This window comes from Streptosporangium subroseum (assembly GCF_900188345.1).
In the GTDB taxonomy this organism is placed as follows: Bacteria; Actinomycetota; Actinomycetes; order Streptosporangiales; family Streptosporangiaceae; genus Streptosporangium; species Streptosporangium subroseum.
Genome location: NZ_FZOD01000026.1, coordinates 1 through 24,787, shown reverse-complemented (window position 1 = coordinate 24,787; position 24,787 = coordinate 1). Strand labels below are relative to the sequence as shown.

Here is a 24,787-nt window from a genome sequence, read left to right as displayed (position 1 = left end):
ACGGTAGAGGGGATGGAGGGTTCCGGCCATCTATTATCCACCCTTAATGATCAAGGTATTGGTCAAGTGGGCTGCCCAAAGGGGGGATAGCCCGATACAGTCAGGTGCATCATGAATTCCCGTCCGGTGCCGCTGATCCCTCCGGCGCTCCGTGCGTTCTTGGTGCGGGTCCCCCTCCTGGTGCCCATCGTGCGCCTCCTGCGCCGTGGCCCGCTGGCCCGTGACCGCAACCTGCTCATCACGTTGATCGTGCTGACCCTGGTGCTCGGCGGTCTGGCCGCCCGGGTCTCCATGGAGTGGTTCTCCCCGGCGCTCATGATCCCGATCACCCTTGTCGCCGGCCTCCAGCTCCGGCTGCCCAGCCTCGCCAAACTGCTGTGCGCGGTCGCGATCTCCATCATCTACGTGGCCGTCGTGCGCGGGGTGGGGCATATCGGTCCCGGCCTGCTGGTCACCTTCGGTTTCACCGCCGTCCTGGCCGCGTTGATGGCCCGCACCCGGGGCAAGCTCGGCGTGCAGGGGCTGCGCGGCGACGTGATGCTGCTGGAGCTGCGCGACCGGCTCAAGAGCCAGAGCGAGCTGCCCCCGCTGCCCAAGGACTGGGGCTCGCGGGTGGTCCTCAAGCAGGCCGGAGGCTCCTCGTTCGGAGGCGACTTCCTGGTCTCCATGCGCGAGGGCGACATCGTGGACCTCGCCCTGGTCGACGTGTCGGGCAAGGGCGTCGACGCGGGCACCCGGGCGCTGATGCTGTCGGGCACCTTCGGCGGCCTGCTCGGCTCGGTCACCGACTTCCTGCCCGCCTGCAACACCTATCTGCACCGGCAGCGTGAGGCCGAGGGCTTCGTCACGGCCGTCCACGTGCGGATCGACCTCGCCACGGGCGAGTATGTGATCACCTCGGCCGGTCACCCCCCGGTGGTCAAGTTCGAGGCGGGCACCGGGACCTGGCGGGTCTCCACGGCCAAGGGCGTGGTTCTGGGCGTCGTGCCCGACCTGCACTGCGAAACCGACCGCGGGATGCTCCGCAAGGGCGACGCGCTCATGCTCTACACCGACGGCCTGATCGAGCAGCCCGGCCGTGACATCGACGCCGGCCTCGACCGCCTGCTGGGCGAGGCCGAGCGGCTGCTGCCCTCCGGCTTCCGCGACGGTGCCCGCCATCTGGTCACCGCCATGTCGTCGGGGCACAACGACGACTGCGCGCTTGTCCTCATCTGGCGCCCCTGACCTCCAGGCGGCCTCCGCCGTCCGCGCGTGAGACGTCACAGCCATCCGGAGTCGCCGGCGATGCGCACGGCGTCGAGGCGGTTGCGGGCGTGGGTCTTGCACATGATCCGCGACAGGTGATTTCGGACCGTTCCCACGGAGAGGAACAGCTGGTCGGCGATCTCGCCGGACCGGGCCCCCTGGGCGGCCAGCCGGAGCACGTCCAGCTCCCGGCGGGTCAGCGGGTTCTCCACCAGCTCCAGGGCGGCCAGGGCGAGCTCCGCGTCCACCGCGCGGCGGCCGGCCGCGACCCGGCGAACGCCGTCGGCCAGCTGATCCGGCCCCACGTCCAGGCTCATGAACCCGAGCGCGTGGACGCTGAAGGCGCGGCGGACCTGGCCGGGGGTGGGATTGCCTGACAGCAGGAGGACCCGGCAGCGGGGGGCCTCCTCGTGCAGCCGGAGCGCCACGGCGAACCCGTCGACGCCGGGAAGATCCAGGCCGATGACCGCGGCCTCGGGTTCGTGGCGCAGAACGGCGGGTACAACCTCCTCGCCCCTGCCCAGATCGGCTACCACCTTCAGATCGGCCTCGCACTCCAGCGATGCCACCAGGCCACGCCGGACCAGGGGCAACTGCTCGGCAACCAGGATTCCGATCAAAGCTCTCCCCGCACTCTCTCGCCCGTCCTTGCCATAATGTAACCGTCCGATTGCTTATTGTCACCAAAGTGGCCATGTTCGTCCAGGCCCGCGCAAGCGGCCCAATGCATACCGTCCGTCCCGGCGGCAACCTGGGGCCTGGATAATTCGGCTAATCTCCTAAGGGGCATTGTCGATAAATCCGCGACCGGGGGTACGAACCTGTGAGCTGGCTCTATGTGATCGGCATCGTCGGCTTCTTCCTTGGACTGATGGCCTCGATCGCGCTGCACGAGATCGGACATCTGCTGCCGGCGAAGCTGTTCGGCGTCAGGGTCACCCAGTACATGGTCGGTTTCGGCCCGACCATGTGGTCGAGACGCAAGGGCGAGACCGAGTACGGCATCAAGTGGATCCCGCTCGGTGGCTACATCCGGATGATCGGCATGCTGCCGCCCAGGCCCACCGACGATCCCACCAAGCTGCGTTCGGTCTCCACCGGGCCCTGGCAGGGCCTGATCGAGAACGCGCGCGAGGTGGCGCTGGAGGAGGTCCGCCCCGGCGACGAGGACCGGGTCTTCTACCGCAAGCCCTGGTGGCAGAAGGTCATCGTCATGTCCGGCGGCCCGGCGATGAACTTCGTGCTGGCCTTCATCCTGTTCGGCGTCGTGCTCATGGGTTTCGGCATCCAGGTGTCGAAGACGCAGGTCGCCGGGGTCCCCGCGTGCGTGAAGACCACCGCCGAATACGCGAAGAACCCCGATTGCACCGCGGCCGACAAGCCCAGCCCGGCCGCGGCGGCGGGCTTCAAGCCGGGTGACAAGATCCTGTCGGCGGCGGGCAAGCCCGCCACGACCTGGGAGGCGGTGACGCGGGACATCCGCGCCCACGGCCCGGGGCCCGTGACGTTCGAGGTCGACAGGGCGGGGCAGAAGCTGACCCTGACCGCCAACCTGATCGCCCAGGACCGGGAGTCGCTCGACGAACCCGGAAAGATCGACAAGGGCGTGGGTTACCTGGGCATCAGCCCGACGGTGGTCATGGAGAAGCAGAGCATCGGCGCGGTGGGCTCCCACATGTGGGACCTCACCGCGGCCACCGCCGGCTCGCTGCTCCGCTTCCCGCAGAAGATGGTCGGCGTCTGGCACGCCGCGTTCTCCGGCGAGGAGCGTGACCTGAACGGCCCGATCGGCATCATCGGCGCGGGTCGCATCGGCGGTGAGATAGCGTCCTCCAGCGCTCCGCTGGAGAACAAGGTCGTCGTCTTCATCAACCTGCTGGCGGGCTTCAACCTGGCGATCGGCCTGTTCAACCTGGTCCCGCTGCTCCCGCTGGACGGCGGTCACGTGGCGGGCGGCCTGTGGGAAGGCCTCAAGCGTGGTTTCGCCCGCGTCGCCCGCCGCCCCACGCCCGGCTACGTGGACATCGCCAAGGCGCTTCCCCTGACCTACGCGATCGCGTTCGTGATGATCATCTCGGCCGGTCTGCTGATGTACGCCGACCTGGTCAACCCGGTCCGGCTCTCCGGCTGATCCCTCCGCGGGCGTGCAGAGGATGCACGCCCGCAGGGGACAGACGCCCCCGGCGCCGTTGTTCCGACCGCGCGGGATCCGAGCGCCGGACAGGGGAGTCGCGGCGGCCGATGCGGGTTCCAGACGTGACGGTTGTGCTCGACGCCGTTACTCGCCGGTGGCACCGTCGATTCGCTCGCGGATGAGGTCGGCATGACCGTTGTGCCGGGCATACTCCGAGATCATGTGAACGAGGATCCAGCGCAGCGAGACCTCCTCGCCCCCGCGCCGCCCCTTGCCCACGAGGTCGAGGGGCAGCCCCGCGGAGAGCTCGGAGGAGTTGGCGATCTCGGCCTGCCAGCGGGCGAGGCCCTCCTCGGCTGAGGCGGTGTCCACCAGGTCGAACTCTCCGTCGGGATGCTCGTCGGTCCAGTAGATGCCGGGGGTGTCCTCACCGTTGAGGACGTTGCGGAACCAGTGGCGCTCGACATCGGTCATATGGCGGACCAGGCCCAGCAGGGACATCGTGGACGGTTCGGCGGAGCGCAGGCGGAGCTGTTCCGGCGACAGCCCGGCACACTTCACCGCCAGGGTCTCCCGGTGCCAGCCAAGCCAGGACCTCAGCATGGGGCCCTCGTCGGCGACAAAGGGGGGATCGATCCGGTTGTCGGTCATGGCGTCCAATCATGTCCGGGCCGGAGGCCGCTGTCATATCGTTTTCGCGGTGACCGAAGGCCGTCGAACACGGTCAGAAACCGGGCTGAGACGACCATCCAGTAGGTCAACGAGGCATCCGAACGCGTGCGATGCCGCGAACTCCTCCGGCTGACCGCTGGGCAGGCGTCATGCGTCGCCGAGGAGTTCGCGAACGCGTGCGGCATAGGCTCGCGGGTGCGTCAGGTTGCCGTTGTGGCCGCCGGGGAACGTCTCGAGGCCGGCCCCTACGAGGTCGGCCAGTTCCTGCGCGCACCGGTAGTCGAAGACCGTGCGCGGGGTGGTGCGGCCGGCCGCCGGGATGATGCGGGTCGGCGTGTTCTTCAGCGCGGCGACGTCCAGCGTGTCGTCCAGGATCGCGGTGAAGTCGTGCTCGACGAAGAACTCGAAGTTGGCGGTCCGCTCGGGGGTGAACGGGTGCTGGGTGAGGTCCGGCTCCGTCTCCTGGTCGGCCAGGCTGATGCCGAGGAGCTTGGCGACCACCGTGACGACCGCGGGAACACCGTCGCGGCGGTAGACCTCCTGCATCTCCCGCAGTTCCTGCTCGTGATGGGTCCGTTCGGCGTCGGGCAGCAGTCGTGGCGCGACGGGCTCGTGCGCGATGAGCGTGCTCACCTGGCCGGGATGACGGAGGGCCAGGTGGAAGCCGATGACGGCGCCGAGGCTGCAGCCGAGCATGAGCGCGGGTTCATCGGTCAGGGAGGTCAGCAGGCGATGGACGTCGTCGGCGTGTGCCTCAAGGGTCACCCCCTGGGAGGGGTCGTCGAGCGTGCTGCGTGACAGCCCTCGCCGGTCATAGGTCACCACCGTGTGATCCTCGACGAGCCGGTCGACCAGATCGACGCTGCGGCCCGCGTCGCCTTCGCCGCTCTGGGAGATGAGCAGCAGGGGCCCGGTGCCGCGCACCTCGTAGTAGAGGCGGGCGCCCGGGACGTGGAGCATGCCTGTCATCGCGTCGATCATCGGAGATGCCTTTCAGAGGGTTGATCGCTTCTTCGGCACCGACTTTAACCCATCAAAAAAGATGCATCAATATTGATGCATCTTTTTTGATGTACCTTCGTGAACGTGAATGGAGTCGAGCTGTTCCTGCTGGGACGAACCCTGATGAAGATCGGTGAGGAGGCGATGCCGACGGAGGGCATCGGCCATCACTCCACCAGCGTCCGGACGGTCCTGATCGTGGTGAGCGATCTTCGCGAGCATCCGGACAGTTCGGTCGGAGAGATCGCCACGCGGACGGGCCTGCCGCAGAGCGCGGTGTCGGCCGCCGTCGCGAGGCTGCGGGAAACGGGCTCCGTCGTGACGATGACCGACCCCCGGGACCGTCGCCGGCTCCTGGTCCGGCAGGCCTCCGAAATCTCCGAGCGAGTGGCTCAGGTCCGTTCGACGCCCGTCGACGACGCCCTGGGTGCGGCGCTCGGCACCGACGATCCCCAGCGGATCCGCGAGATCGTCGCCGCACTTGAGTCGCTCGCGCGGGACCTGACCCCGAAAGCGCTCACCCGCCTGCGGACGGACCCGTCACACCGACCTGAATGACTCACGGCCAGATCTTGATGCGGGCGGCGATCGGCAGGTGGTCGCTGCCGGTGGGGGGCAGCGCCCAGGTGGTGACGGGAGTCGCCGCCCGGGTCATGACGTGGTCGATCCGGGCGAGGGGAAGAGCCGCGGGCCAGCTGAAGCCGAAACCTTCTTCCGCCGGGGTCATCCGGGAGATGACCGGGGCCAGGCCACGGTCGTCGAGGGTGCCGTTGAGATCGCCCATCAGAATGACCCGGTCCAGCTTCTCCGCGCCGATGGCCGCGCCCAGTGCGGCGGCGCTCTCGTCCCTCCGGCCGGAGCTGAAGCCGCTCGGCAGTCCGATGCGGACCGAGGGGAGGTGGGCGACGTATACGGCGATGTCACCGGACGGCCCCCGTACGACGGCCCGCAGCCCGCGGCTCCAGTCGGCCTCGATGTCCTTCGGCTTGATGTCCACCGGCCGGGGGTCCACGAGAGGATGCCTGGACCAGAGCCCGACGGTGCCCACGACGGCACGGTGGGGATGGCCGGACGCGAGGGCGGCTCCGTAGACGGGCAGCGCGCCGGGCGTCAGCTCCTCGAGGGCGATGAGGTCGGCTCCGGCCTGCGCCAGGGCCCGTGCGGTTCCCGCGGGGTCGGGGTTCTCGTCGTTGACGTTGTGCTGAACCACCGTCAGGTCGTACGGCGCCTCAGGGCCGGTGGGCGGCAGCAGCCCGCCGAAGAGGACGGCCCAGGCTGCCGCGGGCAGCACCGTGGCCGCCGTCGCGGTGGCCGAGCGGCGCAGCAGCGCCAGGACCAGCAGCACGGGAACGGTCAGGCCGAGCCAGGGAAGAAACGTCTCCAGCAGGCTGCCGAGATTGCCCACGGTGTTGGGCACAGCGGAGTGAAACGCCAGTAGCCCGGCGACCGGCACGGCAAGCGACGCGAGGACCCGCCCGCGTGTCCAGGGGGTCCGGCCTCGTGCGTCCCCACCCCGGTTGCCGCGAGGTTCCCCCTCGGCGGACGCCGTTTTCCCTCCCGGCGCCACGCCCCTGTTCACCTGCTCCATCACGCTCCTCGTAGGTGCCGATGACCCCGTGCGAACGTGCCTCCGAGCCGCGCGGCGGGCCGACCGGCCTCGTCCCGCGTCCATCGCACCCTCGCGCACACCATTGAGATCATCTCATTTCTTGACCGTGCCACGAAAATAATTGAAGACATTTGGCGTGGCAGTGGCTTTGATCGTCATGAATTTTCGAAATAAATAATCTGGGGGTGGAATGTTGGATACCGCAAAGCTGCTTAATATCCTCCAGGTCATCGAGAAGCGCGCAGAGCGCATTCACAACGATGAGCACACGATAAGCACTTACGTCGAAAATGAAATCCTGACGACCTCCATAGCGGCTCGCGACAATGGCGTCATATATGGACGCCGGGGGACCGGGAAGACCCACACGCTCAAATACCTGGCGGAGAAGGAGCGGGCCAAGGGAAACCTGGTCGTCTTCATCGATGTGAAACAGGACCTGGGTTCGACCGGGGGTTGGTACTCCGACTCCACGATCCCTCTCGCAGAGAGGGCCTCGCGGCTCCTCGTCGACATCATCGCGATGATTCAGGACAGCCTGATCAACGATGCGCTGAACGGCCACGGCGACCTACATCCCCTGAACGAGATATTCGATCACATCGGCGAGGTCATGGTCGTCGAACAGGAAGAGCAGGAAATATTCACGGGGAGAGAGAAAGAGCGTTCCGAGACGGATGACCTGAAGGCGAGCGTCGGAAAATCCGGGCTGTCCATGAGCGCCAGCATCTCCGACAGGTCACTCGACAAATCATCCGAGAGCGTTCGGATAAAATCCTCGGGAGGCGTTCGCTACCGCGTCCATTTCGGCGCGCTGGGAAAGCTCTTCAAGCATGCGCTGGAGGCCCATCCGGCGGAGCAGTGCTGGATACTCCTCGACGAGTGGAGCGAGATGCCGATCTCCCTCCAGCCGTACGTCGCCGAGATGCTCCGCCGGATCTTCTTCAGCCTGCCCAAGGTCACCGTGCGGATCGCGGCAATCCCTCATCGTACGGAATGGAGAATTCTCAGGGAAGGCAGCTCGGACTACATCGGCATCGAGATCGGATCTGACCTGTTCCCGATACTCGACCTCGACGAGTTCGTGATATTTCCCGCCAAGAGCAAAAGAGAGCAGAAGGAGCGGTCGATCAACTTCTTCCAGAACCTCCTCTTCCGCCACATAAACCAGGAGCTAAAATCACAGAACCTGTCGGAACTGGACTCCCTGGATCAATTGACCACCCTGCTTTTTACCCAGATCACCGCACTTCAGGAATTGATCAGGGCTGCCGAGGGGGTGCCGAGGGACGCGCTGAGCATCATCTCCAAGGCCGCAATAATAGCCAACGACGAGAAGATCTCCACCAACGACATCCGACAGGGCGCGCATCGGGTCTACAAAATGACCAAGGCGGCGCTGCTGAGCAGCGCCCCGGAGGCGCGTAAGCTTCTCGACGCCATCATAGGAGAAGTGATCTCGAAGAAGAAGGCAAGAGCCTTTCTTCTCAACCAGGAGCACGTCGACCATCCTCTCATTCGAAGGCTGATCGACGACCGGATACTTCATATAATAAAAAAAGATTACTCCAGTGCGGGAGTTCCGGGGATCAAGTTCGACGTCCTGCAAATCGACTACGGCTGCTACGTCCACCTTCTCGGCGCCCCCAGCGCCCCTCAGGGAATCTTCGGCGCCGAGGGCCCCAGCGAAGACACCCTGCTGAAAGCTTTTTTCGGCGAAAAGGAGGTCCCCAGGGATGATTATCGTGCAATCAGAAGGGCGCAGCTGGACCTTCCCACCAAGCTCGAAGCGATCCACGTCCCGAAAAACTAGATCGGGACCGGAGAGGCGGAGAGGACGCCTTCGCGGGTGGAGATCGACCGTCCTGCGTCCCGGACCGTGCCCCTCGTCCGCGCCGGGGCTGTGATCCGCGGACGATTCAATGGTCACCCCCGGCAGGTGCGGAGCATGTTGAGCAAGGCCACTTTCTCGCTCCGGGTCACGAAGAGCCGGTAGTGATACTTCACGGTGATCCATGAGGTCGCATAGCGGCACCAGTAACCGCGGCGCGGCGGACGCCAGCTCTGCGGTCCTTCGGCGCCCTTGGCGATGTTGACGGAGTGGCTGGACACGACCAGCTCGGGGCGGGTGAGGTCGTTGGCGAAGGCACGCCGCCGCGCCTGGCTCCAGGTGCTGGCGCCAGAGCGCCAGGCGTACGCCAGCGGCACGACATGGTCGACGTCGACCAGCTTCTCGCTTTTCAGCCACTTGCCGTCGTACGGGCTGTACCAGACGCCCTTGACCGGGTGACAGGACGCATTCCTGCGCACGCGTCGCCCGTCGCGGGCCAGGACCACCTCTCGTGCGTCGCATTTGCCGCTGTGGTGCGCCCATCGGGGCTGGAACCGCTGGTGGCTGTAACCACGGATCGACAGGGGCTTGGAGACTTTCAGCCGAGCCAGCATGCGGCGGGCCGGCGCCCCGGCATCGGCTTGTGGCCGCCCGCTCGAGTCGGCCGCCGCCTGCGGGGCAGCGGTGACGGCGGCGAGCGGGACGACCAACAGGGTGAGCACGGCGACGTGGAGCGTCCGCCTCAAGAAGATCATGCTTTTATCCTTACCAGTCACTCCCCGCCCACGGCGGTGATAGGCAAGATACGAAAGGGTGACGCAATCATGCGGCGCCGGTGGTTGACGATCGTGCTCCGCGCCTCCCTGACGGGAGGGTTCGCGGATGGGAGAGACACGAGCCGCCGGATGATGGAAGCGCCCTGACGGTTCCCGAGACGATCCCACCGCGGATCGGAGACCTTGCATCTCAGAACGGCTCAGAACATCGAGATGTGCGGGTGGTCGAAGTGGTTGGCGGTCACGCCACCGCGGTTGGACATGGCGCGCCAGCCGGAGCCGTGGTTGATGCGCTGGCGCCAGATCACGTATTTGACGCCGAGCCTGGCCCTGTTCTTGATGGCCCAGGCGGCGATCTCGTCGCCGAGCTTGACGTGGGCCGCCGAGGGCATGGAGCCGCCGGTGCTCATCATGAAGTCGCAGGCGCGGCCGAGCGGGTGTTCGCCGCCGTCGTTCTCGGCCCGGTAGCAACCGACCGCGTAGGGCAGGCTGAAGCGTTTCCTGACGGCTTCGCGCATGATCCGGGTGCGGTCGGTGATGTTGTCGATGCCGGTGGGGAGCTGGGGAGCCCAGCTTCCGTTGGAGAGGCGGCCGGAGCCGGTGGGGACAAGCCGGTCGAGCTTGTCCTTGATGTCGCGGATCACATCTTCGGCGTCCTTGCGCTGCTTCTCCACCACCTTGGCCTCATCGCCGATGTCATCGGCGAGCTGGGCCGCCTTCTGAACCGCCTGCTTCCTGCGGGTCAGGGTTCCCGCGAACCCCTGCAGGTGAGCGCTCTGCTGGGCGGTGAGCTGCTCCATCATCGCCGCGCCACTCAGGTCGGGGGCGAACAGCATCGCGGGCAGGCTCCCGCTGTTGCTCTGGTAGCGGATCTGGGCGATGGAGTCGACCTCCTTCTCCGCCTCGGCGTAGATCTCCTCTGCCTTGCGCATATTCGTCTTGGCGACGGCCTCGGCCTTCCGCGCCTTCTCCAGGGCCTCGCGCTTGGCCGCGTAGGTCTCGATGAGCTTGTCGACCTTCTTGCCCAGCTTGGCCAGATCAGCCCGGAGCTCGGCCTCGGTCGGCTTGGGGGCCGCGTTTCCCGCGCTTGAGGCGCCGAGGGCGAACGTGGTGGCCGAGATCAGACACAGGGTCAGAGCCGCATGACGACGGAACGTGGGGGAAAGAGCCGCCACGACCCTCCTCTTCTCCTTACGCCGACCGGGTTAGCTGACGGGTTCGGGCTGGAGGAAGCCCTTCCACCTAAGTGGTTCACCCCAGGTTCGGTGGTTCCCCGGCTCCCGGGCAAGGCGCCCGGGATTGGGCATATCAGCTGTTACAGCTGATGTTGGAAGGATAGTAGTGGCAAAGTAATGGTCACGCGACTCCATCCTGATGCCAAGCAGTGATCAATCTGTGATAACGGAGCGCAGGAGCCTCGCCGTGTTCTCGGGCAGGACATCGTTCACAAATGCACCCATTGCGGACTCCGACCCGGCGAGATATTTCAGCTTGTCCGGTGCCCGGCGGATGCTGAACAGTTCAAGGTGCGCGTACGACAGGTCACGGCCGACGTTGACGGGCGCCTGGTGCCAGGCCGCGATGTACGGCATGGGCACGCCGAACAGCCCGTCCAGCCGGCGGAGCACCTCCGTGTAGAGCGGGCCGAAGGCCGCGCGCTCGGAGGATTCCAGCGCGAGCAGGTCGGGGACCTGGCGATGCGGGTAGAGGTGGACCTCAACGGGCCAGCGCGCCGCGGCCGGGACGAAGGCCGTCCAGTGCTCGTTCGACGCGACCACCCGGGTCCCGGCCTCCCGCTCCGCGGCGAGCACGTCGGCGAACAGGTTGCCTCCGGTCCGCTCCCGATGGCGCTCGGCCGCGCCGAGGGTCAGCTTGGTGCGCGGGGTCACGTAGGGGTAGGCGTAGATCTGGCCGTGCGGGTGCGCCAGGGTGATGCCGATCTCCGGTCCCCGGTTCTCGAAGCAGAACACCTGCTCCACGCCCGGCAGCGCCGACAGCTCCGCCGTACGGTCGATCCAGGCCTCCATGACCAGCTCGACCTGCTCGGGGGAGAGCGCGGAGAAGGAGGAGTCGTGGTCGGAGGTGAAGCAGACCACCTCGCAGCGTCCGGTCCCCGGGCGGACCTCGCTCAGCCCGCCGACCTGCTCGTATTCGACCGGCTGGGCGGAGAAGGAGGGGAACCGGTTCTCGAAGACGGCCACGTCGTAGGAGGACGAGGGGATCTCGGTGAGGTGGCCGGGAGTGGACGGGCAGAGCGGGCACTCGCTGGTCGGGGGGAGGAAGGTGCGGCCCTGACGGTGGCCGGCCACCGCGATCCACTCCTCGGTGAGCGGGTCGTAGCGCAGCTCGGAGGCCGGCGGGCGGGGCGGCAGGTCACGCTTGTCGACCGCGCTGCGGTCCGCGTCGTCCTGCCGGTCGAAATAGAACAGCTCCCGCCCGTCGGCCAGGTGGGTGATCGTGCGCTTCATCGGCTCAAGCTCTCGCTCTCCGGCTGGGAATTGGTGATGATCAGCTCGCCCACTCGCGAGGTGAACTCCTCGCGGGCCTCGTCGGACAGGCCCGAGTCGGTGATCACCACGTGGGCCTCGGCCAGATCGGCGATCGTGCTGATCCCGACCGTGCCCCATTTGGTGTGGTCGGCGAGAACCACCAGGCGGTGTGCGGCGGCGACCAGCTCGCGGTTCGTCTCCGCCTCCAGCAGGTTGGGCGTGGTGAAACCGGCGCGGACGCTCATCCCGTGCACGCCGAGGAACAGGGTGTCGACGTGGAGCCTGCGGATCGCCGACACGGCGACCGGCCCGACCAGCGCATCGGAGGGAGTGCGCACCCCGCCGGTCAGCACGACCGTGCGGTCCGCCCGGGGGGAACGGTGGAAGACGTCGGCGATCCTGATCGAATTGGTGATCACCGTCAGCTCGGGCACGTCGGCCACGAAGTGGGCCAGCGTCCAGGTCGTGGTCCCGGCGGAGAGCGCGATGGCCGTGCCGGGCCGGACGAGCTGCGCGGCCTGCTGGGCGATCGCCTCCTTCTCCGGTTGCTGACGCACCGACTTGGCGGCGAACCCGGGCTCCTCGGTCGAGCCGGGTCCGGCCACGGTGGCGCCGCCGTGGACCTTCTCCACCAGCCCGCGCTCGGCGAGCACCTCCAGGTCCCGCCGGATCGTCATGTCGGAGACGCTGAGCTCCCGCACCAGATCGGCGACCCTCACCCCGCCACTGCTCCGCACTCGCTCCAGAATTGCCTGCTGCCGCTGCTGGGCAAGCATCGACCACTCCTTAATCCACCAGATTCCACCAAATTATCACAGATAAATGCGGCAGCTATGTTTGATCGTGGTGATTATCCACTCACAGTTGCTCAAGTTCCGCGTGGATGTTGGCCCGCGCGGCCGCCTCCAGATCGGCGATACGGAAGATCGCCGGAAGGTCGAGCAGCGAGCGCAGCACGGCGGCCCTGCCGACCCTGAAGGCGTCGTCCGGTACGAAGGAGTATTCCTCGCGCACGGCCGCCGCGTAAGTGGCGTAGATCCCGGGTGGGGCGGCCAGGATCGCCAGGTCGGCGTCGCACAGTACGGCCCCGTCCGCGTCCTCGGGGGCCGGATCATGCGTGACGGTGAGCCTGACCAGCCGGGCGACCGTGGCCACCGCTCCGGCGGGCAGTCCCAGCTCGGGCAGCGCGCGTTCGGCCAGCGTGGCGCTGAGCTCCTCGTTGTCGCCACGCCGCGGGTCGTAGACGGCGTCGTGGAACCAGGCCGCCAGCCGTACGAGATCCGGGTTCTCCGCGTGTCCGGCAAGGGTGTCGACGTGGGCGAGTACGGCCTCCAGGTGGGCGGTCGTGTGATACCTGCGGTGCGGCTCGTTGTAACGGGTGATCAGTTTCCGGCCGAGGGGCTCGGCGTCGGGTCCGGTCAGGGACCGCCAGCGGTCCATCAGCTCTGCGCTCATGCGAGGGAGCATAAGCCGCCCAAACCATGACCGGGATCATGCCCGTCCGACCTGTGGGCGGCGGGACTCCGATCATGTGTCCTGCCTCGATCGCACCGGTCCCGATCACGGTGATCGGGACCGGCGGGACGGATTGTCTCTCAGGTCTTGTACGGCACGCGTCCCAGGAGGAACGTGAGGATGAGGCCCCGTGAAAGGGACTCGCGTCATCGGACCCCGGGAGAACCGGGATCCTGGAGAACGTGAGGAAGAGGGTGGTCGGGATGGGCAGGCGATCACGCAAGAGCCGGGCACGCAGGAAGCGCAAGGCCAATCACGGCAAGCGGCCGGCCGGCTAGGGAGACCCGCCGAGGGCATCCGAAGAGACGGTCGGGAACGCCGGGGCCGCGGCACGGTACCGAGCCGTCGTAAGCCGGGGCGTCCGCGGACCGGCGCCTGCCGGAGAGGCGCGGTCAGTGACGCTCGCCGGAGAGGCGTGGCCGGGGACGGTCCAGGGTCACGCCGAGGGACACGGTCTGGCCACGCGGCCCCAGGAGGCCAGGAGCCGGGTCTGCGGGTCGGTGCCGGAGGGCACCGACTGCGGTTTCCCTATGACCCCGGCCTGACGGTAGTCGTTCTCCGCGTCGGCGAACCAGGCCGTGCAGGCCTCTACCAGCTCGGGGTCGAGCCGTTCGTCGGCGCCGATGGCGCGGGCCAGGTCCCAGGTGTGGATGAGGGCGTCGGCGAACAGTTCGGCGATGTACTCCGCGCCGGACACGTCACCGAACGACAGGCGGGTGACACAGGTCAGGGAGTGATCGCTACTCGCCGCCTGGACGGCGCCCATGGCCGAGGCGTCGAACGCCTTGATCGGGTCGTCGCCGAGCAGGTCGCCGTCGAAGATGTCACCGATCTCCGCGGCGGACCGTCCGGCGAGCAGCTCGGGCGCCCCCAGATTCTCCCTCACCACGTGGTTGACCAGGGCGCGAACGTCCCAGTCGACGCATGGAGTCCGGGTCTGCCACTGGTCGGGCTCGATCCGATGAACGAGAGCGCCGAAGTCGTCCAGCGCGCGGCGGTAGGCCTCACGTATGTCGATGGTCATCATGCCCTCCCGAGTCTTATCTCGACCGTAACTCGCGGATCGCCAGTAGTCATCGCGCCTGTGAGGCATGACGGATAGGCCGATGCCCTACCGATTGAGGCTCCCGCTCTACCCGGTCATATGGGTTCATCCCGTGGTTATTTCACCGTCAGCGATCGGCCATGATATTTCGTGAAAATTCACCACATGCGCAAAGCGACCTTTGCCCTCTGACCGCCGCCGTGGCCACCGGCCTGTTTCCGGCCCCGTGACCGATTCCGGTCACGGGAGGAATGCACCCTCACCCCAGCTGGGGAGAGCTCCACGGCAACTTCAGCTCCACCCAGACGATTTTGCCCTTCGGGGTCAGGCGGGAGCCCCAGCGGTGGGCGAGCCAGTTGATGAGATAGATCCCGCGGCCGGTGTCGTCGTCGGCGGCCGCCTCGCGCATGACCGGCACCGCGGGGGAGTAGTCGGACACCTCGCAGAGCAGCGTGGGACCGCGCAGCAGACGCAACTCGACCGGGCCGTGGCCGTGCTCGATCGCGTTGGCGACCAGTTCGCTGACCATGAGCTCCGTATTGTCGGCGATCGAGGACAATCCCCAGCCGGTGAGAGTGCTGCGGACGAAGCGGCGGGCCTTCGAGGCGGAGATGGGCTCGGAGGGGAGGGTCAGCTCCACCACCTCGTTCTCGGTGAGCTCGCACACCCTCGCCAGCATGAGGGCGATGTCGTCACGCTCGTGTCCCGGACGCTGGGCACTGATCGTCAGGTCGCAGACCTCTTCCAGGTCCTGGTCCTGGCCGGAGAGCAGGCCGCGCAGCGCGCTGATGCCCTCGTCGATGTCCCGGTCACGGCTCTCCACCAGCCCGTCGGTGTAGAAGGCCAGCACGCTGCCGTGGGGGAGCGTGAACCTGCGCATCTCGGCCGGTTCGTTGCCGATGCCGAGGGGAAGCCCGGGAGGCAGCTCAAGCAGCTCGGTCTCGCCGCCCGGCCGTACCAGGATCGGCGGCACATGCCCCGCGCACGCTATCTCGCAGAGCTGCGTCACCGGGTCGTAGGTGGCGTACACGCACGTCGCGATCTGACTGGCGTCCAGGTCCTGGCTCATCCGGTTGAGCCGGAACAGCACGTCGGCCGGGCTCAGGTCCATGCTGGCCAGCGTGCGCGCGGCCGTACGGAGCTGGCCCATCGTGGCGGCGGCCCTGATGCCGTGCCCCATGACGTCGCCGACCACGAGGGCGACCCGGCATCCGGGCAGCGGGATCACGTCGTACCAGTCGCCGCCCACCCCCACCAGATCACTCGCGGGCAGGTAGCGGGAGGCGATCGTCAGGCCCAGCGGCTGGTAGAGGTCTATGGGGAGCAGGCTGCTCTGCAGGGTCAGCGCGGTACGGCGCTCGCGGCTGTAGAGCCTGGCGTTGTCGATGCAGACCCCGGTCCTGGCCGCCAGTTCCTCGGCGAGGTTCACGTCCTGCTCGTCGAAGGGGTAACTGTCGGGTCTGCGGGTGAAGATGACAAAGCCGAGCACCTGGCCGCGCGCCTTCAGCGGGACCACCAGGAAGGAGCTGTCCTCCAGCACGCTGGAGACCGAGTCGCGCTTCCAGAACCGCCCGATCTCCTCGGCCGTCCGGCGGCCCAGGCGGGGGTACAGGATGGGGTTGCCGCTGGCCATGCATCGGGCGTAGGGCGTCCACGCCTCGTAGACGGCGACCTCGTCCACCGGGAACGCGTTGGCGTACACACCGGGCGCGGGGTCGGACACGCCCACCGCGATCCTCCGTACCGGCGCGGTGCCGTCGGTGCTGCGCTGGGGGAACTCACCCTCGGTCACCAGCCGGTCCTGCACCAGGATGCCCGCCGCGTCCGCGAAACGCGGTACGGCGAGATCCATCAGCTCCCTGCCGGTCTCGAACATGTCCAGGGTGCTGCCGATTCGTTTGCTCGCCGCGTTGAGCATGGAGAGCTGCTCGTGCAGTGAAGCGGGGCTGCTCATTCGAAAGCCTGGCGTCGCTGGGTCCTTAGTGACGAAACGTGACTTCACTCGCTCCACCGGGGTGCGGGCACCGGGGTCCACCAGGTGTCCAGTTCGAGGTCTTCGGCGATGGCATTCGCTCCGTTGTACCCGGGGGCCGCGGAGACCGAGCCGCCGGGGTGGCTGCTGGCGCCACAGAGGTAGAGGCCGTCGATCGGGGTCCGGTACTGGCCCATCTCGGGGACCGGCCGGTTACCGCCCAGCTGCGAGGGCTCGTACGCGCCGACGTGGTGACTGCCGCGCACCATGTTGACGCAGTGGCGCTCGATGTCGAGAGGGGAGAAGACCCGCTTGCCGAGAACGGCGCCTCCGCCGAGGTTGGGGGCGTACTCGGTCCACTCGGCGAGCAGCCGCTCTCCCACCTCCTCGCTCCTGCGGTCCCAGTTGGCCGCGTCCCCGTCGAGGTCGTACGGCGCCCAGGGCCACCAGAACGCCACGTGCTTGCCGTCCGGCGCGTATGAGGGGTCGAACAGCGACGGGCACGCGCCGTTGCCCGCGAGCCGGTCGGGTAAGCGTCCCTCGTGGATCTGGTCGAAGGTACGGCCGAGCTGCTCGCTGTCGTCGGCGCCGAGCACGACCAGGAAGGCCCGGTCCACATCGGGCTCGAACTCGGCCGCCGTGTAGCGCGGGGGTTCCTGGAGCGCCAGGTGGAGGGTGACCAGGCTGTGCCCGGCCCATTTATAGTTCTCGATCTTGTTCGTGATCTCGGCGCCGAAGTTCTCCGGGCCGGCCAGCCGGACCGTCTGGGGGGCGTCCACCGAGCTGGCCACGAACCGCCGCGCGCTGAGGACCTCACCGGTGGCCAGGCTGACCCCGGTGGCCCGGCCGTCGTCGACGAGGATCCGTTCGACGTGTGCTCCGGTGACCACCGTGCCGCCGTGCTCCTCGATGACGGCGCGCAGCGCGCTCGCCACGTTTCCCGCCCCGCCCACGGGCACGCCGAGGCGCGTGATGCGGGAGAGCAGCCGGGGGAAGAAACCGCCGGTGCCGGGCACGTTCTCGATGGAGATCGCGTGCAGGAAGGACTTGAACAGGACCCTGACCTGCTCGCTCTCGAAGTTTCTGTCCACGGCCTCGTACAGCGACAGAGGCATGTAGCTCATCAGGTCGCGGCCGAGATCGCCCTTGATCTGCTCGGCGAGCACGGGCGGCGGCAGCGGCCTGGAGTAGAGGAAGCCGTTCATCAGGCCCCTGGCCGCCTCGGCGTAGCGCTCGTACAGCTCCAGCCACCGGTCGGCGTCGGCCTTGGAGAACCGGGCCAGGGACTCGGCGGTGCGCTTGGGGTCGGTGTAGACCGTGATCGCGCGGCCGTCCCTGAAGATCGTGGCGTGCTGGGTCTCGGGGTAGACGTACTGCAGGCCGTACCGCTGGAGTTCCAGGTCGCCGGGGACCGGGCCCTCCTCCAGGAAGTGATAGCTGCTGTGGGTGTTGTGCCGGAAGCCGGGGAGGGTCAGCTCCTGGGTGGTGCATCCACCCCCGGCCTCGTCGTTTCGCTCCACAACCGCGACGGATAAGCCCGCCTTGGCGAGGTAGGCGGCGCACGTAAGCCCGTTGTGGCCTCCGCCCACGATGACGCCGTCGAACTCCGTCACGTTCCCTCCAGGCCACTTTGACTGCTTTTAGGGAGGATTGTAAAGAATGATCTAGTTTTGCTCTCCTTGTTTGGGCGAGATTACTGGATATTTCTGGATCTAGCGGGGCTTATCGGTCACACAGCGGAGCATTTTGGTCACGGAGGTGGTGGGGTGGGCGATCACAGGGTGGGGAGCCCGGCCAGCGCCGTGTCGATCTGCTCCTGGGGAAGCGAGAGATCTTCCATCTCCCCGGAGAGATAGCGGTCGTAGGCGTTCATGTCGAAGTGCCCGTGCCCGCACAGCGCGGTCAGCAGCACCTTGGGCTCGCCCGTCTCCTTGCACCGAAGCGCCTCGGCGACGACCTCGGCCAGCGCGTGGGCCGGCTCGGGCGCCGGGATGATCCCCTCGGTCCTGGCGAAGCGCAGCCCCGCCTCGAAACACTCGGTCTGGCCCCTGGCTGCCGCCTCGAACAGGCCCAGCTCGTACACGTGTGAGAGCAGGGGCGACATGCCGTGGTAGCGCAGACCGCCCGCGTGGATCGGATCGGGTACGAAGTCGTGGCCCAGCGTGTGCATCTTCAGCAACGGGGTGAGCCCGGCGGCATCGCCGAAATCGTAGGCGTAGGTGCCCCGGGTGAGTGACGGGCAGGCCTCGGGCTCGATGGCCCGGATCACCGGATTCATCCGCCCGGCCAGCTTCTCGCGGAGGAAGGGGAAGGTCAGCCCGGCGAAATTGGACCCCCCGCCCGCGCAGCCCACGATCAGATCCGGCACCTCGCCGAACGCGGCCATCTGCTCGAGCGCCTCCTCGCCGATCACCGTCTGGTGGAGCAGAACGTGGTTCAGCACGCTGCCCAGCGCGTAGCGGACCTCCGGGTCCGCCCCCGCCACCTCGACGGCCTCGCTGATCGCGATGCCGAGGCTGCCCGGTGAGTCCGGATGGTCGGCCAGGATCCGGCTGCCCGCCGCGGTCACCGGGGACGGGCTCGCGTGCACGGTCGCGCCGTACATCCGCATCAGGCTTCTGCGGTGCGGTTTCTGGTCGTAGGAGGCGCGGACCATCCAGATCTCGCACTCGATGCCGTACTGCGCGCAGGCGAACGCCAGCGCCGAGCCCCACTGGCCCGCTCCGGTCTCCGTGGTCAGCCGCCTGATCCCCTCCCGCGCGTTGTAGTAGGCCTGGGGGACGGCGGTGTTCGGTTTGTGCGAGCCCGAGGGGGAACCGCCTTCGTACTTGTAGTAGATCTTCGCGGGGGTGCCGAGATCGCGTTCGAGCCTGCGGGCGCGGATCAGCGGAGTCGGTCGCCAGAGACGGTAGACGTCGCGGACACTCTGCGGGATCGCGACGAAGCGTTCGGAGCCGGCCTCCTGGGCGATCAGCTCCATCGGGAACAGCGGTGCGAGATCGTCCGGGCCGACCGGCTGCAACGTGTCCGGATGCAGCGGCGGTGGAGGCGGGGCCGGTAGGTCGGCCACGATGTTGTACCAGTTGCGGGGGATCCGGGACTCGTCGAGCAGGACTCGGACGGCTTCGCTCATGGGTGCCTCCTGGGTTGGATTCACTCAGTGTCGGTCCCGTCACCCGGTGTAGTCCGCCGTTTGTGCTTTCCTCCCGATCGTGGCGGAGGCCGCCGCACCGCCGTCCTTGGTGCTTATATGGGCAATTCAGATGATTTGGGTGATTTAACGGTGCGCGGAATGCGGGTGGTTCCGCGCGGTGTGGCCGCCACGTCCGCGGTGGTCCGCCGCCCCCGTGCTTCAACGGGTCCGTTTAGAGAGATTTATCGAGAAATATTGGGGATGGTCTGGTCGTGGCGTGAGGTTGTTTTGTGGCTATATGGGTGAATGTCACCGGTATGACTCAGGTAGCGAGTGGTAATCGGCGTCTCAGGTCGTACGGTGTCGCCTCTGCCCTGGTGCTCGTGTCGGCGTGCGGCCTGGCGCCGTCGGCCCACGCCGCTGCCGCTGCCGCTTCCGCGCACTCGTCGCCGGACCTGCCTGCGTCTCCCGGCTTCAACCTGGAGATGACGGGGACCTCCACCGAATCCGTCGAGGGCCCGGACGCATCGTTCCGGCAGTTCACCGTCAACCTGGACATGAAGAGCAGAAGCCAGGAGTCCGTGACGATCGTGGGGATCGGCCGGAGTGGGCCGGGGCTGGAGTTGCTGTCCCCCGGGAAGCAGGACTCCCAGGTGCTCCAACCCGGGCAAAGTCTCGGCTTCAGCCTGAAGTACAAGATCATCGATTGCGCGGCCGTTCCGAAGGGAGAGTGGCCGATTCCTGTTCTCGTGGAGGTCTCCGGCGTCCAGACGACCGTCTACGCCGCCCTCCGGGCACTCGGTTCGGATCCCGAGGGGAAGCGGGCCGCCGAGCCTTGGCAGACCGCTCTGTCGACGGAAGTGTGCAGCGGTTCCGCTTAGCGGCCTCCGAGCCATCCGGGACCCGCAGGGATTCTTCCCGGTCGGCCCACACGAGGTGGCGCGCCGTTTGGCCGGTGTCTCCCCGAGGCGCCGCTTTCGTTTTCGCGTGGGGAACGGCGTTCGGACAATTTTCCGCGGATGCATTATCCGTTGACGGTTTAACGGATGGTTCGCCATATTTGCGAAATGGTTTCTCTACGTCCCCTCGCGGGAGCGATCCTCGCATCCGTTCTCCTGACTGGTTTCGCCTCCAGTCCGGCCGGCGCCACGACCCAGGAGTCCTCCGCAGTCTCCTGGACCGAGGCGGCCGCGCGTCCCGCCAACGGCAAGATCCTCTACGACCGCATCAGCGGTGGGCAGGGTGCTCTCAAGGTCAAGAACGGCACCACCAGGGACGCGGTCGTCACCCTCGTCCGCGGCAAGAGCAAGGCGATCAGTGTCTTCGTCAGGGCAAGGTCGACGGCAACCGTCAACGATGTCAGGGACGGCACCTACCGCATCTACTACACCAGCGGTTACAGGTTCAGCACCTCCAAGGGCAAGTTCGGCCGGAGCGCCGTCTACAGGCGCTTCGACAGGCTGCTGTCGTACACCACGACCACGACCCAGTCGACCATCTGGACGCTGACCCTGAACGTCGTCCGGGGCGGCAACGCCAGCACGAGCGGCGTCAACCCGAAGGACTTCCCCGCGTGATCACCGCTCTCCCGCCGGGGACCGCTCACGGGAAGGTCACCGACTCGTCGGCGGGTTCCGCCGGAGGGTGAGCGGATGATCGCAGACTTGTACGGGGAGGAATTCCCGGCCTCACACGCCGAGTCCAAGAAAAACTCATTAGGCATATAACGGGCGCGAAAGCAGAGAGAAGTTAGACGAAAACCAAAAGGCCAGGTCACCCCAGAGGTGGGGTGACCTGGCCTTTTGTCATTTTGGATCGGACGACGGGAATCGAACCCGCGTAGCCAATTTGGAAGATTGCGGCGCGTAACTCCGTGATCTGCTGCACTCCAGGTCAGAGCTGGTCTTACTCTCCCCGTGAGTCCCCCTGATTCACCCTTGGTCACCCTGCTAACGGGCACGCAACGGGCACGGCCTGACCTTCACGACCGCTCCCTTATCAGGACCATCCCGGCCGCCTGAGGTTGTGGCCATAGCCAGGTCACCTTTCGGTGGTGGCGCGTCGCCAGGCGGCGTTGCGCAGCAGTCGTAGCCCGTTGAGGCCAACAATGATGGTGGAGCCCTCGTGCCCGGCCACGCCCAGCGGAAGCGGTAGGTCACCGAGCAGGTCCCAGGCCACCAGGACGGCGATGAAGGTGGCGGCGATGATCAGATTGGCCACTACCAGGCGGTGAGCCCGACGGGCCAGGGCGATCACAGCCGGTACGGTGGCCAGCTCGTCGCGGGTGATGACCGCATCGGCGGTATCCAGAGCCAGATCGGATCCGGCGCGCCCCATCGCGATACCGACATGCGCACTGGCCAATGCGGGGGCGTCGTTGACACCGTCGCCGACCAACGCCAACCGTCCCCCCTGGCCCTGCAGCTCGTGCACCGCCGTCACCTTGTCGGCCGGAAGCAGATCCGCGCGGACCTCGCTGATGCCAGCCTGCACGGCCAGGTACCCGGCGGCTCGTGCGTTGTCGCCGGTCAGCAGCACCGGCGCGGCCCCGGTCAACGCCCTCAGATGAGTCACCGTCTCGGCAGCGCCTGATCGCATCCGGTCGGCTAGGGCGAGCACCCCGGCCGGGACGCCGTCCACGCGTACCACCACCGCGGTATGCCCGCCGCCTTGAAGGTCGGCGACCAGCTGGGCGATACCGCCGGTGCCGGTATCACCGATCAGGTGAGCAGGACTGGCGACCTCGACCAAGCGGCCCTCGACGTGCGCCCGCACGCCTTGCCCAGGCGCGGAGGTGAAGTCTCGCGCGGGTGCCAGTGCCAGCCCGGCCTCGCGGGCGGCTTGGACCACGGCGCGGCCCAGCGGATGTTCGGAGGCATGCTCGACCGCAGCGGCCAAAGCCAGCAGCCGGTCACAGGTGAGGTCGACGCCGGGCAGGACGTGCACGCCGGTCAGGTGCGGGCGGCCCTCGGTCAGCGTGCCGGTCTTGTCGAAGGCCACCGCCGTGACAGTGGCGAGCTGTTCCATCACCACGGCCGACTTGACCAGCACGCCATGCCGTCCGGCGGTGGCGATGGCGGCCAGCAGCGGCGGCATGGTGGCCAACACCACCGCGCACGGCGAAGCCACGATCATGAAGGTCATCGCGCGGAGCAGACTGTCTTGCACCGCAGCCCCCCACAGCAGCGGCAATGCGAACACCGCGAGGGTGGCGGCGACCATGACGACGGAGTAGCGCTGCTCGACCTTCTCGATGAACAACTGGGTGCGCGCCTTGGTCGCGCTGGCCTGGGCGACCATGGCCACAATCCGGGCGATCACCGTCTCGGCCGCCGGCCTCATCACCCGCACCCGCAGCACGCCGGTGCCGTTCAGCGTGCCGGCGAACACCTCATCCCCGGCGTATTTGTCCACCGGCAAACTCTCACCGGTGATGGACGCCTGGTCGACGGCGCTGGCCCCGGACAGCACCTGGCCATCGGCGCCGATCCGTTCCCCGGGCCGTACCAGGATCATCTCGCCGACCTGAAGCGCGGCCGCATCGACGACCTCTTCCTCGTCGTCGTCGCTCAGCCGGGTCGCCTGCTCGGGCGCCAGGTCCAGCAGGCCGCGTACCGAGTCCTCGGTGCGTTTGGTGGCCAGCGCCTCCAATGCGCCGGAGGTGGCGAAGATGACGATCAGCAACGCGCCGTCGAAGACCTGCCCGATCGCCGCGGCGCCGATCGCCGCGACCACCATCAGCAGGTCCACATCCAGCGTCCGCTCACGCAGCGCCTTGAGGCCGGCCAAGCCGGGCTCCCAGCCGCCGGCCACATAACACGCCAGGTACAGGCTCCACCACAGCCATGACGGCGCCCCGGCGAGCTGGCAGATGCCGCCGGCGGCGAACAAAGCGGTTGCTGCCGCCGCCCAGCGCACTTCCGGCAACGACCAGATCCCGGACCGCCACGACGAGGTGGCGCGGCCCTGAGCGGCGGCCCCGACGTCACGGGCGGGGACGGTTTTCAGCTCTGCTGTCATCGTGCCATCGTATATGCGCACTCACGCAGGTACGCAAATAGGAAGATCGCGGAGTATGCTGGGGGTATGCATACGTCGCTGCCGGACTTCGACATGCCGAACGAGGAACAGGTGCACCTGGCCGCCGAGTCGTTTCGGCTGCTGTCCGACCCCACCCGCATCAAAATCCTCTGGGCGCTGCTGCAGGGCGAATCCAACGTCGCCTGCCTGGCCGAACTCGCTGATGCCGCCCCCACCGCGGTCAGTCAGCACCTGGCCAAACTCCGCCTAGCCGGGCTGGTCAAAGGCCGCCGGGAAGGCAACTTCATCTACTACACCGCCGCCGATGAACACGTGCGCCGCCTGCTGACCCAAGGCCTGTTCCACGCCGATCACCTTGACCGTGACGATCCGCACCCCTCGCCCGGCTCCGCCGCCATCGACGAGCCCGCTGTCAGCGCTGCTCACCCTGCAACAAACGCCTCCTGACGATCAAGCACCCGCACGTCGAATATCTGGTTTCACCCGATGCGGATCGCGCTCTGACCGCTTCGTCATCTCCGGAGCATCGAGGTCGACTGGGATCACATGTTTCGGCAACGGCAGATTCCGCACTGATTCGGTGGGCTGGGCTGAGGAACGAAGTCCCAGCCCTGCGATCGCCCCCGGCAATCCGCGGTGACCCATCACCCCGTGGCGATCGTCGTGCTGCATTGGGGCGGCGGCGCGACCAGGGGCCGGCGGCTGGAGTCCGGGCGGCGCGTGCTGAGTACGGCGGCGGCCCGGAGTCCTGCCCGCGTGCTGGGACCGGTCCCCAGGCCGCATGCCCGGCGCGCGTCAGCAGGCGCAGGGCCGGGCGTCGGCGCGCAGCGCCGCCGCCCCTTGATGGCGGGACGCTTCAGAACGAGACCCCCAAGTCGCGGGCTGGCCGGCGGGTGGCGGCCCTCCCTGGCGAGATCATTCCGGAGCTGCGAGCGCATCTCGACACGTTCGCCGAGCCGGGGGAGAACGGGCGAGTCTTCGTTGGTCCCAAAGGCGCGTCGCTGAGGCGTTCCAGCTTCCGCCGGGTCTGGCGGAAGGTACAGGCTGATGTGAGACTTCCAGATCTCCACTTCCATGATCTTCGGCACGTCGGCAACACCCTGGCGACGGCGAACGGGGCAAGCCTCAAGGAGCTGATGACTCGGATGGGGCACGCCTTGGCGCGGGCAGCGTTGATCTAGCAGCACGCCAGTCAGGACCGAGACAAGGTGATCGCTGAGGCGCTGGTTGCGTCCACGGACGTGGTGTATGAGTTTCCCCAGCTAGATGGCGTGGCGTCGTGAAATGAGGACGGCCATCGCGTGATCCTTCAGGTTGCGA

22 protein-coding genes and 1 riboswitch are annotated in these 24,787 nt (G+C 67.4%); of the genes, 8 read left to right on the top strand and 14 right to left on the bottom strand.

The features are described from left to right. Nucleotides 1–111 precede the first annotated feature (111 nt). Complete coding sequence (locus CHC08_RS24470) at nt 112–1,227, top strand: PP2C family protein-serine/threonine phosphatase (RefSeq protein WP_089209705.1); 1,116 nt, start codon at nt 112–114, stop codon at nt 1,225–1,227. A 35-nt stretch (nt 1,228–1,262) separates the two neighbouring features. On the opposite strand, the gene CHC08_RS24465 is transcribed toward CHC08_RS24470, so the two are convergent. Further along, nucleotides 1,263–1,868: a response regulator transcription factor gene (locus CHC08_RS24465; protein WP_089209704.1), complete on the bottom strand. Its 606-nt coding sequence runs from the start codon at nt 1,866–1,868 to the stop codon at nt 1,263–1,265. A gap of 203 nt (nt 1,869–2,071) precedes the next feature. On the opposite strand from CHC08_RS24465, the gene CHC08_RS24460 reads away from it, so the two are divergent. Next, entirely contained in the window at nt 2,072–3,379 is a 1,308-nt protein-coding gene (locus CHC08_RS24460; protein WP_245878534.1) for a M50 family metallopeptidase, read from the top strand. Nucleotides 3,380–3,526: 147 nt separating this feature from the next. On the opposite strand, the gene CHC08_RS24455 is transcribed toward CHC08_RS24460, so the two are convergent. Then, complete coding sequence (locus CHC08_RS24455; RefSeq protein ID WP_089209703.1) at nt 3,527–4,033, bottom strand: DinB family protein; 507 nt, start codon at nt 4,031–4,033, stop codon at nt 3,527–3,529. A gap of 168 nt (nt 4,034–4,201) precedes the next feature. Then, on the bottom strand, nt 4,202–5,023 hold the full coding sequence (locus tag CHC08_RS24450) for an alpha/beta fold hydrolase (RefSeq protein WP_245878533.1): 822 nt from the start codon (nt 5,021–5,023) through the stop codon (nt 4,202–4,204). A 117-nt stretch (nt 5,024–5,140) separates the two neighbouring features. Here CHC08_RS24450 and CHC08_RS24445 point away from each other — a divergent pair, with 117 nt between their 5' ends. Then, nucleotides 5,141–5,614, top strand: a complete 474-nt coding sequence (locus tag CHC08_RS24445) for a MarR family transcriptional regulator (protein WP_245878532.1) — start codon at nt 5,141–5,143, stop codon at nt 5,612–5,614. Between the two features lies 1 nt (nt 5,615). On the opposite strand, the gene CHC08_RS24440 is transcribed toward CHC08_RS24445, so the two are convergent. After that, the gene (locus tag CHC08_RS24440; RefSeq protein WP_089209701.1) at nt 5,616–6,644 is read right to left on the bottom strand and encodes an endonuclease/exonuclease/phosphatase family protein; all 1,029 of its coding nucleotides are present in this window, start codon (nt 6,642–6,644) and stop codon (nt 5,616–5,618) included. A 211-nt stretch (nt 6,645–6,855) separates the two neighbouring features. Here CHC08_RS24440 and CHC08_RS24435 point away from each other — a divergent pair, with 211 nt between their 5' ends. Further along, complete coding sequence (locus tag CHC08_RS24435) at nt 6,856–8,478, top strand: helicase HerA-like domain-containing protein (RefSeq protein WP_089209700.1); 1,623 nt, start codon at nt 6,856–6,858, stop codon at nt 8,476–8,478. Nucleotides 8,479–8,591: 113 nt separating this feature from the next. Here the strand turns inward: CHC08_RS24435 and CHC08_RS24430 are convergent, their stop codons facing one another. The 5 genes from CHC08_RS24430 to CHC08_RS24410 all read right to left on the bottom strand — a co-directional run bounded on the left by CHC08_RS24430 (nt 8,592) and on the right by CHC08_RS24410 (nt 13,216). Next, entirely contained in the window at nt 8,592–9,251 is a 660-nt protein-coding gene (locus CHC08_RS24430; RefSeq protein ID WP_089209699.1) for an HNH endonuclease family protein, read from the bottom strand. Between the two features lie 221 nt (nt 9,252–9,472). Beyond that, nucleotides 9,473–10,447 (bottom strand): coiled-coil domain-containing protein, encoded by a 975-nt coding sequence (locus CHC08_RS24425; protein ID WP_089209698.1) that lies wholly within the window; start codon nt 10,445–10,447, stop codon nt 9,473–9,475. A gap of 5 nt (nt 10,448–10,452) precedes the next feature. Beyond that, a riboswitch (cyclic di-AMP (ydaO/yuaA leader) is annotated at nt 10,453–10,588 on the bottom strand. A 72-nt stretch (nt 10,589–10,660) separates the two neighbouring features. After that, a complete protein-coding gene (galT, locus tag CHC08_RS24420) occupies nt 10,661–11,740 on the bottom strand; it encodes a galactose-1-phosphate uridylyltransferase (RefSeq protein WP_089209697.1) in 1,080 nt (359 codons plus the stop codon). Beyond that, nucleotides 11,737–12,537 (bottom strand): DeoR/GlpR family DNA-binding transcription regulator, encoded by an 801-nt coding sequence (locus CHC08_RS24415; protein ID WP_089209696.1) that lies wholly within the window; start codon nt 12,535–12,537, stop codon nt 11,737–11,739. The genes galT and CHC08_RS24415 overlap by 4 nt, the downstream gene beginning before the upstream one ends. An 82-nt stretch (nt 12,538–12,619) precedes the next feature. Next, nucleotides 12,620–13,216: an HD domain-containing protein gene (locus CHC08_RS24410; RefSeq protein WP_218825448.1), complete on the bottom strand. Its 597-nt coding sequence runs from the start codon at nt 13,214–13,216 to the stop codon at nt 12,620–12,622. A gap of 263 nt (nt 13,217–13,479) precedes the next feature. Between CHC08_RS24410 and CHC08_RS52970 the strand changes: the two genes are divergently transcribed. After that, nucleotides 13,480–13,554: a 50S ribosomal protein bL37 gene (locus CHC08_RS52970; RefSeq protein WP_370879562.1), complete on the top strand. Its 75-nt coding sequence runs from the start codon at nt 13,480–13,482 to the stop codon at nt 13,552–13,554. Nucleotides 13,555–13,712: 158 nt separating this feature from the next. Here the strand turns inward: CHC08_RS52970 and CHC08_RS24405 are convergent, their stop codons facing one another. The 4 genes from CHC08_RS24405 to CHC08_RS24390 form a co-directional block, all read right to left on the bottom strand. After that, on the bottom strand, nt 13,713–14,300 hold the full coding sequence (locus CHC08_RS24405) for a TIGR03086 family metal-binding protein (RefSeq protein ID WP_089209774.1): 588 nt from the start codon (nt 14,298–14,300) through the stop codon (nt 13,713–13,715). A 280-nt stretch (nt 14,301–14,580) separates the two neighbouring features. After that, on the bottom strand, nt 14,581–16,275 hold the full coding sequence (locus tag CHC08_RS24400) for an ATP-binding SpoIIE family protein phosphatase (protein WP_245878530.1): 1,695 nt from the start codon (nt 16,273–16,275) through the stop codon (nt 14,581–14,583). Nucleotides 16,276–16,319: 44 nt separating this feature from the next. After that, complete coding sequence (locus CHC08_RS24395; protein ID WP_089209695.1) at nt 16,320–17,906, bottom strand: phytoene desaturase family protein; 1,587 nt, start codon at nt 17,904–17,906, stop codon at nt 16,320–16,322. Nucleotides 17,907–18,067: 161 nt separating this feature from the next. Further along, nucleotides 18,068–19,426 (bottom strand): TrpB-like pyridoxal phosphate-dependent enzyme, encoded by a 1,359-nt coding sequence (locus tag CHC08_RS24390; protein ID WP_089209694.1) that lies wholly within the window; start codon nt 19,424–19,426, stop codon nt 18,068–18,070. A 317-nt stretch (nt 19,427–19,743) separates the two neighbouring features. On the opposite strand from CHC08_RS24390, the gene CHC08_RS24385 reads away from it, so the two are divergent. Both CHC08_RS24385 and CHC08_RS24380 read left to right on the top strand, forming a co-directional pair. Further along, entirely contained in the window at nt 19,744–20,307 is a 564-nt protein-coding gene (locus CHC08_RS24385; protein WP_089209693.1) for a hypothetical protein, read from the top strand. A gap of 186 nt (nt 20,308–20,493) precedes the next feature. After that, the gene (locus CHC08_RS24380; RefSeq protein WP_089209692.1) at nt 20,494–21,003 is read left to right on the top strand and encodes a hypothetical protein; all 510 of its coding nucleotides are present in this window, start codon (nt 20,494–20,496) and stop codon (nt 21,001–21,003) included. A 463-nt stretch (nt 21,004–21,466) separates the two neighbouring features. On the opposite strand, the gene CHC08_RS24375 is transcribed toward CHC08_RS24380, so the two are convergent. Further along, nucleotides 21,467–23,446 (bottom strand): heavy metal translocating P-type ATPase, encoded by a 1,980-nt coding sequence (locus tag CHC08_RS24375; RefSeq protein ID WP_089209691.1) that lies wholly within the window; start codon nt 23,444–23,446, stop codon nt 21,467–21,469. Nucleotides 23,447–23,512: 66 nt separating this feature from the next. Here CHC08_RS24375 and CHC08_RS24370 point away from each other — a divergent pair, with 66 nt between their 5' ends. Further along, the gene (locus CHC08_RS24370) at nt 23,513–23,914 is read left to right on the top strand and encodes an ArsR/SmtB family transcription factor (RefSeq protein WP_089209690.1); all 402 of its coding nucleotides are present in this window, start codon (nt 23,513–23,515) and stop codon (nt 23,912–23,914) included. Nucleotides 23,915–24,787: the final 873 nt, after the last annotated feature.